The organism is Scrofimicrobium sp. R131, from assembly GCF_040256745.1.
Taxonomy (GTDB): Bacteria; Actinomycetota; Actinomycetes; order Actinomycetales; family Actinomycetaceae; genus Scrofimicrobium; species Scrofimicrobium appendicitidis.
Genome location: NZ_CP138335.1, coordinates 165,963 through 179,978 on the forward strand (window position 1 = coordinate 165,963; position 14,016 = coordinate 179,978).

At 65.5% G+C, this 14,016-nt stretch carries 14 protein-coding genes; 11 read left to right on the plus strand and 3 right to left on the minus strand.

Translation table 11 applies throughout. From position 1 onward, the window contains the following. Positions 1 to 23: 23 nt before the first annotated feature. The 10 genes from SAC06_RS00810 (at position 24) to SAC06_RS00855 (ending at position 9,571) form a co-directional block, all read left to right on the plus strand. The gene (locus tag SAC06_RS00810; RefSeq protein WP_350258327.1) at positions 24 to 1,499 is read left to right on the plus strand and encodes a recombinase family protein; all 1,476 of its coding nucleotides are present in this window, start codon (positions 24 to 26) and stop codon (positions 1,497 to 1,499) included. A gap of 252 nt (positions 1,500 to 1,751) precedes the next feature. Beyond that, positions 1,752 to 1,961, plus strand: coding sequence for a hypothetical protein (locus tag SAC06_RS00815; protein WP_350258328.1), 210 nt, complete (start codon positions 1,752 to 1,754; stop codon positions 1,959 to 1,961). A 35-nt stretch (positions 1,962 to 1,996) separates the two neighbouring features. Further along, complete coding sequence (locus SAC06_RS00820; RefSeq protein WP_350258329.1) at positions 1,997 to 3,808, plus strand: AAA family ATPase; 1,812 nt, start codon at positions 1,997 to 1,999, stop codon at positions 3,806 to 3,808. A gap of 493 nt (positions 3,809 to 4,301) precedes the next feature. Next, the gene (locus SAC06_RS00825) at positions 4,302 to 4,946 is read left to right on the plus strand and encodes a recombinase family protein (protein ID WP_350258330.1); all 645 of its coding nucleotides are present in this window, start codon (positions 4,302 to 4,304) and stop codon (positions 4,944 to 4,946) included. Beyond that, positions 4,931 to 5,563 carry a hypothetical protein gene (locus SAC06_RS00830; RefSeq protein WP_350258331.1) on the plus strand — a complete coding sequence of 211 codons (633 nt, stop codon included), beginning with the start codon at positions 4,931 to 4,933 and terminating at the stop codon, positions 5,561 to 5,563. The genes SAC06_RS00825 and SAC06_RS00830 overlap by 16 nt, the downstream gene beginning before the upstream one ends. Positions 5,564 to 6,301: 738 nt before the next feature. Further along, positions 6,302 to 7,525, plus strand: coding sequence for a hypothetical protein (locus SAC06_RS00835; RefSeq protein ID WP_350258332.1), 1,224 nt, complete (start codon positions 6,302 to 6,304; stop codon positions 7,523 to 7,525). A gap of 2 nt (positions 7,526 to 7,527) precedes the next feature. Then, positions 7,528 to 8,397 (plus strand): hypothetical protein, encoded by an 870-nt coding sequence (locus tag SAC06_RS00840; RefSeq protein ID WP_350258333.1) that lies wholly within the window; start codon positions 7,528 to 7,530, stop codon positions 8,395 to 8,397. 327 nt (positions 8,398 to 8,724) lie between these two features. Then, entirely contained in the window at positions 8,725 to 8,826 is a 102-nt protein-coding gene (locus SAC06_RS00845) for a DUF4244 domain-containing protein (protein WP_350258334.1), read from the plus strand. Further along, positions 8,823 to 9,158 carry a hypothetical protein gene (locus SAC06_RS00850; protein WP_350258335.1) on the plus strand — a complete coding sequence of 112 codons (336 nt, stop codon included), beginning with the start codon at positions 8,823 to 8,825 and terminating at the stop codon, positions 9,156 to 9,158. The genes SAC06_RS00845 and SAC06_RS00850 overlap by 4 nt, the downstream gene beginning before the upstream one ends. After that, positions 9,155 to 9,571, plus strand: coding sequence for an Rv3654c family TadE-like protein (locus SAC06_RS00855; protein ID WP_350258336.1), 417 nt, complete (start codon positions 9,155 to 9,157; stop codon positions 9,569 to 9,571). The genes SAC06_RS00850 and SAC06_RS00855 overlap by 4 nt, the downstream gene beginning before the upstream one ends. On the opposite strand, the gene SAC06_RS00860 is transcribed toward SAC06_RS00855, so the two are convergent. Genes SAC06_RS00860 through SAC06_RS00870 form a run of 3 tightly spaced genes read right to left on the minus strand, consistent with a single transcriptional unit; the run spans position 9,549 to position 12,901 of the window. Further along, positions 9,549 to 11,978, minus strand: coding sequence for a DEAD/DEAH box helicase (locus SAC06_RS00860; RefSeq protein WP_350258337.1), 2,430 nt, complete (start codon positions 11,976 to 11,978; stop codon positions 9,549 to 9,551). The genes SAC06_RS00855 and SAC06_RS00860 overlap by 23 nt on opposite strands. Beyond that, entirely contained in the window at positions 11,971 to 12,459 is a 489-nt protein-coding gene (locus tag SAC06_RS00865) for a YbjN domain-containing protein (RefSeq protein ID WP_350258338.1), read from the minus strand. The genes SAC06_RS00860 and SAC06_RS00865 overlap by 8 nt, the downstream gene beginning before the upstream one ends. Continuing rightward, the gene (locus tag SAC06_RS00870) at positions 12,452 to 12,901 is read right to left on the minus strand and encodes a YbjN domain-containing protein (RefSeq protein WP_350258339.1); all 450 of its coding nucleotides are present in this window, start codon (positions 12,899 to 12,901) and stop codon (positions 12,452 to 12,454) included. Before SAC06_RS00870 ends, SAC06_RS00865 begins: the two co-directional genes overlap by 8 nt. A 173-nt stretch (positions 12,902 to 13,074) precedes the next feature. On the opposite strand from SAC06_RS00870, the gene SAC06_RS00875 reads away from it, so the two are divergent. Then, the gene (locus tag SAC06_RS00875) at positions 13,075 to 13,944 is read left to right on the plus strand and encodes a phosphatase PAP2 family protein (RefSeq protein WP_350258340.1); all 870 of its coding nucleotides are present in this window, start codon (positions 13,075 to 13,077) and stop codon (positions 13,942 to 13,944) included. The last annotated feature ends 72 nt before the right edge of the window (positions 13,945 to 14,016 follow it).

Genomic DNA, 14,016 nt, shown 5'->3' on the forward strand with positions numbered 1-14,016 from the left:
CTTGGGTAGTAGGCTTCAACTGCATGAGCCAAGACACACCGCAGGTAGCCATATACGCCCGTCAGTCGGTCGATGAGGACCAGGGCATTCGCCAGCAGTTAGCCGATTGCCGCGCCGAGGCCGCCCGCCGTGGCTGGCAGGTGGTAGCCGAGTACGTGGACAACGATACTTCGGGGAGCAAGAGCCGCGCCGCTACTACCGCCTGGGCCGCCATGCTCAAGGCGCTGGACGCGGGTGAGGCCGACACCGTGCTAGCCAACGACGTGGACCGCCTAACGCGTCAGCTAACCGACGTTCTGGAGATCACGAAGCCTAAGCGTGACGTGCGAGTGGTGACGGTGCGCGGGGGCATTGACACCGCGCTAGACGACTACATGCTCAAGCAGTTGGTGTTGCTGGCCGAGCGGGAGGTTCGGCTCAAGGAGACCCGCCGCAAGCGCTACGCCCAGGAGCGCCACGCCCAAGGCCACCCTAAGCCCGGCTCTACTCCCCACGGCTACCGCTGGGTGATTGCTCAGGAGCGGGACGCTAACGGTACGCGGTTCGTGGTGGACCCGGACGAGGCTAAGGACATCCGCTATGTGTTCGAAGCGTTCTTAGCCGGGGTGCCCTTGTATCAGATTGCTAAGACTCTGAATGAACAGAACCGCCCGACGCGCTACGGCGGTAGTTGGCACACCGGCTCACTGCGCCGCACGCTGATGAACCCGTACTACGCCGCGCTGCTGCCGCCGTTGTCTAACGGCAAGGGAGAGCGCAAGGCGCACGAGATAGACCTAGCGGACTGCCGCGCGGGAGCGTGGGAGCCGATAGTCACCGAGGAACAACTACGCGCCGCGCGGGCTACGTTGCTACAGCGCAAGCCCAAGCACCAAGGCACCGCCCGTAAGTGGCTGCTAGGTGGGCTGGCTACTTGCTCTAAGTGCGGTGCACCCGCCCGATCAGCCCGCGCCACCAACCACCCAACCCCGCGCCGGGACGGCACACCTAGCCCTGAGCAAGAGTGGTATCACGCTTACCGTTGCCCCAAGGGTCACTTCCACCGCGCCGGGGACTACATAGACGCCTACGTGGAGGCGCTAGCCGTAGCGCGGCTAACTCAGCCGGACGCCCGCGCCTTGTTTGAGCCGCCGGGCGAGGGACCAGCCCTAGCCGTGCTGGTGGGTCTGCGCACGGAGTTAGACCAGCGTGAGGAGCAGTTAGCCGCCGCGCTAGCGGACGGGCTGTCATGGGAGGCCGCTAAGCCCGCGTTAGACCGAATCAAGGCCGAGCGGGAGACCACCGAGCGCCGCATAGCCGAGGCCATGCGTAAGTCACCGTTACCGCCTAGCGCACTAGAGGACGACATCCGGGAGTGGTGGGCTGGGGCCGGGCTGGAGCAGCGCCGCCTAGTGGTGGACACGCTTATGACCGTGGAGATTCAGCCGCTGGGGATGGGCCGCCGCGTGCGTTCACTGGCCGACGTGCTGGAGACCGTGACGATTACCTGGAAGGGCTAACCGGACTTTCGTCCGGAACTCCAACAGGAGCCACTGGCTAGCCCGCTAGTGTGGTAGCGCACCTGAAGGTTGCCAGGGTAACCTTCAAGCCGTCAACTACATAACGCGCTTTCTGCGGGGGTGAGCCTCGCACAAAAGAGGGGGATAGCCCTTCCGGTATTCCGGATGTGGTCTTACCGCTGACACCAACGCTGAGAGGCCACCGGCCAGACGCAAGTCAGAGAGAAGGCATTCCTAGAACGGAATCCCCTCGTGACTGTCTCAGTAGCCAAAGCCGTCTCGCTTATTGCCAACGCCGTCAAGGACGGCGACCAAGTAGCCGAAGCCGCCGCCCGCACCGCACTAGAAGCCGCCAAGTTAGAGCGCCAGATCCACAAGGTTGTGGCTGCCGCGCCGCCGCTTAGCGCCGCCCAGCGTGAGCGGTTGGCAATGTTGCTCATCGGTGGTGGTGAACGCAATTGAACGCCGCGCCAACCTTCCGACTGCGGCCGGGAACGATGGTCAAAGGCAAGTGGGACCCTCCCGCTGGCTGGCAACACACCACAGGCCAGGTGGACCCCGCAACGCTCAATCCCGGCGACGCGCTGGGCTACGTTACCGGCGGTGTGTGCGACGTGGTGGACATTGACCCGCGTAACGGCGGGGACGTTACCACCTTGCTCGATAAGTTGCCGCCGGTGCGCCGCGTGGTCGCTACGCCTAGCGGTGGACTGCACCTCTACATTGACGCGCTAGGGCTACCCAAGGGCCAACTAGCGCCCGGCATTGACTATCAGGCCAAAGGCGCATTCGTGCTAATGCCGCCCACCGAGGGCTACACCGAACTGGAAACCGTGGACGTGGGAGCGCCAGCGGGCGATACATGGCTTAGATCGTGCCTCGAACGTCCCGAGAAGGAACGAACAGAGTCCGCCGGTGGCCTAGTGACCCCACAACACCGCGCCAAGGCCGAGGCCATACTGAGCAAGGCCACCCGCGACATAGCCGACCGTGGCGAGGGCAGCCGTAACGCTACGGTGTACGCCGCGCTGGTGCCGCTGGTGTCGTTCGTCAAGGCTGGAGCCATAGCCGAGGACGCCGTTAGGGCTGGGCTGTGGGACGCGGTAGCGGCTGTGCCCGCTAGCGAGCCGTACACCCGCGCCGAGTTTGAGGCTAGCTGGGAGTCGGCCTGGGCTGTAGCGGAAGCGCGACTGCCTGCCGTGGATGCGCCCGCCGACCACTTCACCGTCTGGACTGAGCCGGACCCAGACCCCGCCGACGCCTTGTCTCGGGAGATCGAGAGGCTACGGCGCGAGGACGAACGCAAGGCGCTCACGGAGGAAGCCCGGCGCTGGCTGGACAACGGCGGTAAGCCGCCCGCCGCGCCTTACGCGCCGCTAGACCTGGTGCGCCTTATGAACCCCGAACGCCCGGCGCGTGAGTGGGTAGTCGAAGGGCTGATGTTCAAGGGGACAGCCACCGCGCTAGTAGCCCCAGCCGGAACGGGCAAGTCCCTAATCGCCCTACGCATAGCGCTAGCGGTAGCGCGGGGTGAGGCCGACTTTGCGGGCATGCCCATACCTAAGCGCCGCCGCGTGTTCTACATAGATAAAGAGAACCCCGAGGACGAACAGCACGACCGGCTAAAGTCCTTCGGGCTAACTCAGCCCGACGCCGAGGCGCTAGCGGGGTGGCTGTACCTGGTGCCGTTCCCTAACGCCGCGCCACTAGACACCCGCCACGGGGGCGACCAACTCATGGCCGCGCTAGATGCCTACGACGTAGGCGACGGTGACGTGGTGTTTATCGACTCCTTCCAGCGTGTGACGGAAGGCGAATCTAACGACGACACCAGCATCCGCCACTACACACAGTTCACGGGCGACCGGCTGAAGGCCAAAGGCGTAGCCGTAGTCCGCCTAGACAACACCGGCAAGGACATAAGGAAAGGCCCTCGCGGGTCTAAGGGCAAGAGCGACGACGTGGACTTTGAGTACCAGTTGAGCAAGGTCTATGAGTCGCACGGGCGAACCGTAGTAGGGACCAAGGTGCTCAAGGACCGTACCGGCGCGGTTGAGTCCGTGCCGGATATCGCGGTGACCCGCCAGGACGGGCTAACCACCTTCTCGCAGGAGGAGGAGCAGGACCGCGTCCAGCAGTGCGTCGCCTGGCTAGACACCAACGACGTGCCACCCGAGCAAGGCATAAACAAGACCTGGAACTGGGTGCGCGACAACCAGCCGGAGCCGGGCTACTTCAAGAAGGAGCACCACGTAGAAAAAGCGGTGAAGTTCCGCCAGCAGCGCGGGGGTGATTTCGATGTCGAATAGCCGTACGAAAGTGCTTCGTACGGGGTGTCGAACGGGAGCCGTACGAGAACGGCTTCGTACGGCTTCGTACGGGTGGCAGTCGTACGGCCACAAACCGTTGGAACGGCACGGGTTTACCCCGTACGGGAATGGCTTCGTACGGCTCCATACGGACCCTAACGGCGTGGCCGTACGAAGAACCCTATTCATAGGGTTCGTACGGCCGTACGGGGTGGTGGAAAAGAACCTGGTTGTTTGCTCAGTTGACCCCGGTAGCCGGGTGGCGGGCTGGCCGGTGAGTTGGGGCCGGGTAGCCGGTCAGCCGGTGGAGGGTAAGCCGGTGGAGGGTAAGCCGGTGGAGGGTAAGCCCTTAGAGGGGTGGAGCCTGCGGGAGTCCGTTGGTTACGTTCCCGAGACCGGGAGCCGGGACCATAACAAGAGTTACCGGAAGGGGACCCTTCACGTATATAGTTCGGTTCCAATCGAACGTATGTTCTATAGATTGGGGCGACTAATGAAGGTTCTGGGATACGTCAGGGTATCGACTAACAAGCAGGAGATAGGCCCAGAGGTGCAGGCCGCCGCGCTACAGGACGAGGCCGCCCGCAACGGCTGGGACCTAGAGATACGGCGGGAGGACGCCGCTAGCGCTAAGTCGCTGCAAGGCCGCCCGGTGCTTGCTCAGGCACTAGACGATCTCCGCGCGGGCCGGGCTGAGGTGCTGGCCGTAGCCAAGCTGGACCGGCTTAGCCGTAGCGTGGCGGACTTCGCCCGGCTACTGGAGGACGCCGAGCGGCAAGGCTGGCACGTGGTCTGCCTAGACCTAGCCGTAGACACCACATCCGTCACGGGCCGCGCTATGGCGCACGTGACGGTGACCTTCGCGGAGATGGAGCGCCGCCGTATAGGTGAGCGCACGCGGGAGGGTATGGCCCGTATCAAAGCCGAGACTGGCAAGCATATGGGCCGCCCGTCCCGCGTGCCGCCCGCTGTTGTTGCTCAGATCAAGGATATGCGCCGCGCTGGCCTCACGTTGCAGGCCGTAGCCGACGCGCTCAACACCCAAGGAGTCCCTACGCCGAGCGGTGGCCGCTGGTGGCCTTCAACCGTGGGCGACATTGCTAAACGAAAGGACCCCGAACTATGCCAGCAGCAGTAAGACCGCCAACCGACGAGGAGCGGTGCACCGGGATTGTACGCAGCACCGGCAAGCGCTGTAGCCAGTGGGCTATCAAGGGTGGGCCGGTGTGCTACAACCACGGGGGCCGCTTACCCGTAGTCAAGGCTGCCGCCCAGCGCCGCCTAGCCGAGCGGGAACTAGACCTAATCGACGCCGCGCTAGACGACCCGGACCGCCCGCTGGCTACCCCGGCGGCCATGCTGGTCCACGCCGCTAGTAGCGCTCATGCCGTGGTGGCGCTCATGGAGAAGAACGACATTCCCCGTACTGGCACGGCTAAGCAGTTGCGGGACTACGGGGAGTGGCTGGACCGGCTAAGCCGTAGCGCTAAGCAGGTGGTGTCTAGCAAGGCCGACGAGTTGGTTATTGCTCAGCAGGCCCGCGTAGCTGAGGGTCAGGCCCGCCAGATGTGGAAGGTACTCAACGACGTACTGGAGGCGCTGAACCTCACACCCGAGCAGGTAGCGCAGGTGCCGGGGGCCGCCGCTGGCGCTCTCCATGCCTTGGGGCTGCTCCCCAACCAACTACAACAGGCCGAGGCCGATCGCTCCGGAGAGGGACGTCTCGCCATGCTTCGAAGGGAAATAGAACAATGATCTACAAAGTAGTTGAGCAGCTGGTGCGCGAGCGTGCCCCGCGCTGCAAGGTGAGCCTAACGCCGCGCGGCGTAGCGGTGAGCGGGCCGCGCCCGTTCCTAGTGACTGGAGCGCTGGCTACGCCGTACCGCTACTGGGGCGAACTCACATACGGCGACGAGTGCGCACTGTGGGCTGACTGGCCCGCGCTGGAGCTGCTGGTAGCGGACCGGGTGGAGGGGATAACCGGGCCGCGCCGGTGCCCTTCTTGCTCAGGTATAGGCACGCACCGCGCCGCCATAGATGGCGAGTTCTACTGCCCGGACCACTTTCTGGAGGTAGCCCGTTACGACACCGTCACCCAGCCCTACTACCGGCTGTGCGGGGTGTGCGGTAAGCAGGGTGAGGTAGACACCGCCGGGGTAGACTCCCACACTCAGCGGGTCCAGTTCTACGGTGATGTGCGCGTAACCGGGCCGTGGATACATTCGGCTTGCGCCGAGCACCACGAGTGCCGCCAGTGTGGGGAATACACCGCCCGCGCTACGGCGGGCACGTACCTTTGCGCTAGGTGTGGCCGTGGCTAACCCTTGGGGCGACCTGTTAGCCCACATAGACACCGCCGTAACCGGGTCCGTAGCGGCTGATGACCCTATCGCCTGGGCTGAGGGCCACGGCGTGGAGTTGTGGTCTAAGCAGCGGGAGGTTATGGCCGCCGTGCGCGACAACCGCCGCACCGCCGCCCGCGCTGGTCACGGTGTGTCTAAATCGCACACCGCCGCGCTACTGACTGCCTGGTGGGTGACGACTAGGCCGGTCGGCTCAGCCTTGGTAGTAACTACCGCGCCCACCCAGCGCCAGGTGTCGGCCATTTTGTGGGAAGAACTTAGGCGCATGCACGCCCGGTTCGGGCTGCCGGGGGAGATAAGCCTAGACGCTACCTGGCGCATAGACGGCCAACTGGTGGCGCTGGGCCGTAAGCCCGCCGACACCGACCTAGTCGCGTTCCAAGGCCTGCACGCGCGGCATGTGCTGGCCATATTGGACGAGGCTTGCGGCCTGCCGGACCAGATGTGGGACGTAGTAGAAGGCGTGACGACCTCAGCCACTAGCCGCCTGTTGGCTATAGGCAACCCCACCGAGCGCGGGGGCCGGTTTGAGGCCTGTTTTGCTCCGGGTAGCGGGTGGCACCCGGTACACATTCCCGTTACCGGCACGCCCGCCTTCACGGGTGAGCCGGTGAGTGACGACCTACTGGCCGTGTTGCCTAGCCGGGAGTGGGTAGACGACGCCCGCCGTAACTGGGGGGAGGACTCCGCCGCGTATGCGTCCCGCGTGCTGGGGGACTTCCCTAAGCAGAACGTAGACGCCTTGTTCACTTGGGACGACATTCAAGCCGCCCAGCGCCGCGAGGCCGTGGGAGCGCCGCTGCCAGTAGTGATTGGGTGCGACGTTGCCCGCTACGGCGACGACCAAACCGTTATCGCTGTGCGCACGGGGTGGGCCGTGCGGGTGATTATGGCGTACCGGGGGGAGTCCCTGACCCACACCGCAGGCATTCTTACCCAACTGTCTAAGCGGTTCGCCGGGGCAACGGTTCACGTAGACGACACCGGGCTAGGTGGCGGCGTGACCGACATGCTGCGGGAGAACGGCGTACCCGTGCACGGCATTATTGCCGCGGGCCGCGCTAGTGACCCGGAGGTGTTCGCCAACGCCCGAGCAGAAGGCTACTGGCGCACGCGGGAGGCCTTAGCCCTAGGACTCATCTCCCTAGACCCCGACGACGACACCCTAGCCCGCCAACTAGCCGACCAGCGTTACCTGCTGGACTCACGCGGGCGAATCCTGATTGAACCCAAGGACAAGATACGTGCGCGCGGTGGCGCTAGCCCGGACCGAGCCGACGCCGTTTCGCTAACGATGGTCCAACCCAACTCCGCCCGGTTCAAAGGGACCGGCACCTACTACAAAGGAATGTAACCATGAAAGACACACTCAAGACCGCCCGCGCCATAGAAAGCCGGGGTGGGTTCACTAACCCGGACTTCGGCTGGATGTCGGGAACGTCCATTACCAGTGCCGAGATTGTACAAGTGCTGACGGTGTTCGACCGCTACGGGCTAACCGTGCCCGCCGCCGTTAGCGACGTACTCCAGTCCACGGCTAGCGCTATGGATGCCCTTGCTCAGTTGGAGGTAGAAGCGCCGCCGTTCGTGGTGGAGGACCTAGCCCTGCCGGACTACCAGCAGCGCTTTGCGCAGGTGGCCGCCGCCCGCGCCCAACACGACCACGCTAAGCGGCTGCATGAAGAAACCGCCAGGGCCGTGTACCGCCGCCCGGTAGCGGTGATGACTGGGGCCGCGCCGGAACTAGCCACCGAGTTGAACAAGGCATACCTAGCCCACCCGGACGACCCGGAGATAACAGCAGTGCATGGCCTGTTGTTGCGCTGGGGGCCGCAACCGCCACTAGGCACGCTGTCGGCCGAGGGCGAGTGGTGCCTGCAATATTCCTGGTTGCAGCCCGCCTGGAACCGCCTAGTCACTGAGGCTAAGGCCGGGCTAACCGCGCCGCGTGGCATGACCCCGGACGAGTTCGCCCTCAGCCTGGGAGCGGAGCGCCATCTAGCCGCTAGCCGCGCCGAGGCTCAAGCCGCCGGTGACCTACACCGCGAGGCCTGGCTGGTCTACAAGGACTACGCCGCCCAGCAGGCCGCCACCGGCGCTAACACGCTATCGGCAGAGCGGGCTATAGCCGCCGCCATGCACGAGGGTAACCTAGCCCGAGCTCAAGCCGACCGCGCCCGCGACCTACTGGCCCTGAGCCTGGACGGAGAACAGAACAATGGCTGACAAGGACTTTCTACAAGAACTAGCTGAGGAGCTGGAGCAGGAGAACGCCGCCGCGCTCCAGCAGCTATGGACTAAGCGCGACTAGTCGCGCTGACGGGGGCAGGCCCTTCATCACTGCCCCAACGGGTGGGTGCTTGGTTTGGAGAATGTCCCAAGCGCCCACCCGTTCCTTGTACCCTGGCGGTATGGACGGGTGGAGTTGGCCCTATGAGGTCGAGGCCTTACAGAGCGAGATAGCCGAGTGCGAGGCCAAGTTAGCCGACCTACGCGCCGCCTTGGTAGAAGCTGAACTAATGGCCCGTCTAAGTACGCCTTAGCGCCGCTGCGGTGGCGACGGCCGGGTTTGCGGGCTTGCTGGTAGCGGTCCTGAAATCGGGCGGGGTCAAAGGCATGATCACCAGCATCATCCAGACGGCGCTGAGCCTGTGATCGATCCGAGGCAGCGGGAAGGCTCCAAGTGGGAGGCGGGGATGGTCACCGTCGAAGCGGCGTTCGCTGTCACCGCGCTGGTGCTCGTCTTCTCCCTCCTGCTGGCGGGGTTGAGCACTGTTCGCGCGCAGGCAGACCTGTGTCAGCGGGCACGGGATGCAGCTCGGGCCGCCGCGCTGGGAGAGAACGTGGCCGGGGCGGTGCAGGTGGTGGCGCAGGGGCGGTGGGTGGAAGTGCAGGCCAGCGCTCCCGCCCCGGCCCTCGGCTGGCTACCCTTTGGCCAGCTGAACTGCTCCGCGCGAACCGTGGTTGAGCCGGGGGTGACCCCGTGAACATCGGCGGAGACCCGAACGTGTGGGAGCGTGGCAGTGCCACCGTGACCGCGGTGGGGATGACGCTGGCGCTGCTGCTGGTAGGTGGGGTGCTGATCGCAGCTTTGGGGGTCCAGGTGGAGCGGACCAAGACGCAGGCGGCGGTGGACTTGGCCGCCCTGGCGGGAGCGGCCAGCGCCCCCTCGGCCCTGGTTGGGTCCGCGGACCCGTCGGGGCCGTGCGCGGTGGCGGAAGAGGTGGCCGCGGCCAACCGGGTGGAGCTGGTTGACTGCTTTGCGCGGGAAGGGGACCTGTGGGTTCGGGCCGAGGGGTCGGTGCGAGTCTGGTGGGGGCAGAGCTGGGGCGTGCCCGCCCGGGCGCGGGCCGGGCCGGCCGGCACCGGTGAGCTGATCAGCCCACTGGCGAGTGAGTGACCAGAAACTCCAGTAGGGCCAGGGCGCCCGGTTTAGAGAGGGGGTGGTTCCGATTACCGCACTTGGGTGACTGAATGCAGGCGGGGCAACCGTCCTCACACGGGCAGGCAGACAGGGCTTGCGCGGTCAGGGAAACCCACTGGTGGGCGTGGTGGAATCCGTGCTGGGCGTATCCGGCTCCCCCGGGGTAGCCGTCGTGCACAAAGACGGTGGGCAGCTCGGTCTGCTGGTGCTCCGGGATCGACAAGCCACCCAGGTCCGACCGGTCGCACATAGCCAGCAGGGGCAGCAGTCCGATGGCGGCATGCTCGGCTGCGTGGAGGGCGCCGGGCAGGTCCTCGGGGCCGATTCCCGCCTCGCGCAGGGCCCGCCGGTCCAACGTGTACCAGGTGGCCATGGTGGGAAGGAAACGCTCGGGGAAAGCCAGTTCGTGGTTGGAGATGAACTCCAGCCCGGGCAGGCGCAACAGATCGTAGTCGGTGACCCGTTCACCCACATCCACACTGCCGTAGTGCCAGGTGACCAGGCCGTCGGGCGAAGTCCAGGTGTCCTCGGTACTCATGATGGTGACGGACTTGTGGCTGGCGGTGCGGGTGCGGAACCGGGTGGTCAGTTTCTCGACCACCGCGACTCGCTGAGTTCCGTCAGAGGTGAACGGGGACAGTTCCAGCACGTGATAGGTGTGCCCCTGGTGGACGTAAATGGCGTCTGGGAACAGTTCCGCATCCGCCCGGTTGCTTGGAACCGTGCCGACCACCCGCCCCGAGTCGACCTCGACAATCTGTATGTCCGCCCCCTCCCCGCGCAGGCTCGTCAGCGAGTGGGCAGAGTCGGGCAGGGTGGCGTTCCAGACCCAACGGTCTGACCGGTACCGCAGGTAGTCCTGCTGGCACAGTTGGTTCAGCAGGTCCGCGCTGCTCAGGCCAAAAGCTGGGAGCTCATCCGCGCGCAGGGGCAGTTCGGCGGCGGCCGCACACAGGTGGGGAGCGATCACCCACGGATTGTGCGTGTCCAGAATGTTTGCTTCCGGTTCGGTCAGGATCTCCTCCGGGTGGTGAACCAGGTACTGGTCCAGCGGATTATCCCCCGCAATCAGGATGGAGATGCCGTCGGTCCCAGCCCGTCCGGCCCGGCCCATCTGCTGAAACAGGGAGGCGCGGGAGCCGGGCCAGCCGGCGGTAATGGTCGCGTCCAGACCGGAAATGTCGATCCCCAGCTCCAGGGCGTTGGTCGTGGCCAGGGAACGCAGTTGCCCGGACCGAAGGGAGGCCTCCAGTTCGCGCCGTTCCTCCGGCAGGTAGCCACCGCGATAGGCGGCCGCTGCCTGCTGCCCGCTCCAGCCGAGCCAGGATAGCCGATCCTGCACCTGGGCGGCCACGGTCTCCGCGGCTCCGCGCGAGCGGACAAAAGTTAGGACTCGGGCCCCCTCGGCCACAAACTGTGAGCACAGGGCGGCCGCCTCGGTCGTGGCCGAAACCCGGATGGTTGGCAGCGTCGGCGCCAGATCGTCCGCCTCCGCCTCGTCCCCGGCCGGGTTGTCTCGCACCCCGGGTTGCCAGAACACCAGGTGCTTGGCGCCCTGCGGTGACCCGTCCTCCGTGATGGCCACCACCCGCTCGCGTCCACTCATTTGCTGGCCCACCTCCAGCGGATTGGCAATCGTGGCGGAGAGCATGACGAACTGGGGGTCGGCCCCATAGTGGCGAGCCAGACGCTGTAACCGGCGCAGCACCAGGACAATGTGGGCACCGGTCAGGCCGCGCCAGTAGTGCATCTCGTCGATGATGATGTAGCGGAGGGAAGAGAGGAACCGGACCCAACGCTGGTGGCCGGGTAGCAGCACGTGGTGCAGGTAGTCCGGATTGGACAGGATGATGTCAGCGTGGGCCCGGGCCCAATCTTTCACCTCGCGGGAAGTGTCCCCGTCCGCGGTGCTGAGGCGGACGGGAATCGTCAGGTGGCTGGCCAACTGGTTCAAATGGGTGAGCTGGTCGGCCGCCAGTGCCTTAGTTGGGGCCAGGTAGAGGGCCGTGGGTTTGTGGCGCAGCTCCGACAGGCGCCAGGCTTCGGACACGGGCCGGTCGGCGGAGAAATCCGCCAGGGCGGACAGGACCGGAGCCCACGCGGCCAAAGATTTACCCGAGCCGGTGCCGGTGGCCAGGACCACGTCCGCTCCGCCGGCCAGAGCGGTGAGCGCCTCGGCTTGGTGAGACCAGACCCGCTCGGCCCCGCCGGCACGGAAGGCCGCCTGGACCTCGGGGTGAATGGAGCTGGGCCAGGCCTCGGTTTGGGCGGGCCGGGATTCGAGGTGGACCTCGGCCACCAGGTGTCGCTCCTGTTCGGGCCCGGTGCTCGAGTCCAGTTGGCCCAGCACCTCGCGCAACCGGGGTGAGGCTGGGTTAGCCATGGTGGGGGTGACCCAGGCCGAGCACCCGCTCGGCCACCGAGCGGATGTAGTTCATCGCCCGCAGCCCCTGGGTGACTCCGGTGTCCAGGTACTCCGACAGCTGACGGTCGGAAAGGCCCATCGAGCAGGGGGCAATCATGTCGGCCACCACCAGGGCGGTATGGTCGGGGCTCTCCAGCAGGTACACGGTGGGGAAGTAGCTCTCCCGGTTCCAGTTATCCGCGGCCGCGAACAGGGCGTACTCGGCACTTCGGTACGGGTGCTCGGAGTCCCACCGGGTCTGAATAGCCAGGATGTCTTTCCCTGGATGCCAGTAGGCCCGCAGCTGGTGGGCGTCCGCCTCGAAGTCGACCCGGTTCGAGCCGGGGTGGCGCTCGGTCGAATAGCCCAGCTCGTTCAGGGCGTGGACGAGGCGGCGGCACGTCAGCGGGTAGGGGTCGCCCGCTCCTTCAGGGGCCAGGTGGAGGGGCGCGCTAGACATCGTCTTCCTCCCAAGTCACCAGCTCGGGAAGGGCCGCCTCGGCGTCCAAAAAGAAGTCGCGCAACGAGGTCAAGCCCAAATCGAGGAACTCGTGGAACTGGGCGGAAGTGAGGTCGCCGTCGTACAGCATTGAGCTCTCCGCCATCAGGCCGTAGTGTCCCCGATCCTTCAGCGGCCACAGGTAGGCCTTGGGGAAAGCCCGGGTGGCGTTGCAGGTGGCGACCACCTCGCGGAGCCGGTGGAACAGCTCGCTGTCGTGGGCGAAGCCATTCCACTGCCCCCGCAGCTGCAGGACACAGCCGTTCTCAATCGAAAGTGCGTAGCTGGCGTTGGGGGCCACCACACACCAGCCATCCCCAACTGCGGGAACTACCCGCAGGTGTTCGCGCTGCAACAGGCGCTGGGCCCGCGGCAGCGAAATGGGATTTGGTAGTGCGGTCATAACCTTCCTTCTTGCTCGCTAACCCCAGGGTAGTAGAGGGGGCATGGCTCTGCGCGTCGATAAAAAATCGGGAAAAATGCTTACTGCTGGTAGCCTCGTGGCTCCGACTGTGCCACGGTTACCAATAGGGGAATGTCCTGCAATTCAGGGTGTGAAAGAGTGGAGGAGAGGACGTGGGCCAACTGCCACCGGGCTTCCAAGCGGCTGCGCGCCGCCGCCGCTCACTGGTGGTGCTCCTGTCTGCAATTTCGCTCATCGCGCTTTCTTATTTAGCGCTCTACACGGTGGCGGGCCAAAACATCGACAATCTGACGATGGAGGCGGTGGCGGCTTCTGCCCGGTGGTTGCACCTGCGCTTGGGGGCGGTCTCGGCCGCCGTTTCGATCCCGGCTCTCGGTGCCATTTCGATTGGGGTGGTGGCGGTGGCGATTGCCCGGCGCCGGGCCGCCCTGGCGTGGCGTGCGCTCCTGGTGGTGGGAGGGGCCAATGCGACCGCCCAACTGCTGAAGGAGATTTTGCCGCGGCCGGAACTGGGAGTGGGGATTCAGCTCGAGAACTCCTACCCGTCGGGCCACGTCACCTACGCGGCGGCGATTGCGGTGGCGCTGATCATGGTGGCGCCGAGGGGGTTTCGCTCACCGGCGGCGCTGGTCGGATGGTTGTGGACCACGCTGATGGGACTGATGGTGATCTCGCAGGGTTGGCACCGCCTGGCCGACGTGGTGGGGGCCCTGCTGATCGTGGCGCTCTGGGGGTTCGCCTCCGCGCCGGCGGAGCTCCGTCCACGGGTCCAACCAGGTTTGACCAGGGCGGGCACCTATCTGGCGGCGGCAACGTCAGCGATCGGGGTCACCCTCTTCGTCGTCAGTGTGATTATCATCACACCCGAGGTGTTTGCTCCGCTGTCTTACGGAGAAATCGGCGAGATGGTCGAGGTTGGGACCCGGGAGGGCGTGTTGTTCTCTCTCGCGACCCTGCTCCTGCTCGGCGGTCTGGGCGGGCTGTTATTGAACGGGATCGATCGGCTCTCTGAAGCCCGTTAGTCAGATTCGCCCTCTTTTTCCAACAGTGGGTCCTAGTCGTCAAATCGGCCGACAACCACAAGATACGGTGTG

What these genes read in the sequence shown, in the direction of transcription:
- SAC06_RS00810 (WP_350258327.1), top strand. Translation starts at nt 24, where the DNA reads ATGAGCCAAGACACACCGCAGGTAGCCATATACGCCCGTCAGTCGGTC.
- SAC06_RS00820 (WP_350258329.1), top strand. Translation starts at nt 1,997, where the DNA reads ATGGTCAAAGGCAAGTGGGACCCTCCCGCTGGCTGGCAACACACCACA.
- SAC06_RS00825 (WP_350258330.1), top strand. Translation starts at nt 4,302, where the DNA reads ATGAAGGTTCTGGGATACGTCAGGGTATCGACTAACAAGCAGGAGATA.
- SAC06_RS00830 (WP_350258331.1), top strand. Translation starts at nt 4,931, where the DNA reads ATGCCAGCAGCAGTAAGACCGCCAACCGACGAGGAGCGGTGCACCGGG.
- SAC06_RS00840 (WP_350258333.1), top strand. Translation starts at nt 7,528, where the DNA reads ATGAAAGACACACTCAAGACCGCCCGCGCCATAGAAAGCCGGGGTGGG.
- SAC06_RS00860 (WP_350258337.1), bottom strand. Translation starts at nt 11,978, where the DNA reads ATGGCTAACCCAGCCTCACCCCGGTTGCGCGAGGTGCTGGGCCAACTG.
- SAC06_RS00865 (WP_350258338.1), bottom strand. Translation starts at nt 12,459, where the DNA reads ATGTCTAGCGCGCCCCTCCACCTGGCCCCTGAAGGAGCGGGCGACCCC.
- SAC06_RS00870 (WP_350258339.1), bottom strand. Translation starts at nt 12,901, where the DNA reads ATGACCGCACTACCAAATCCCATTTCGCTGCCGCGGGCCCAGCGCCTG.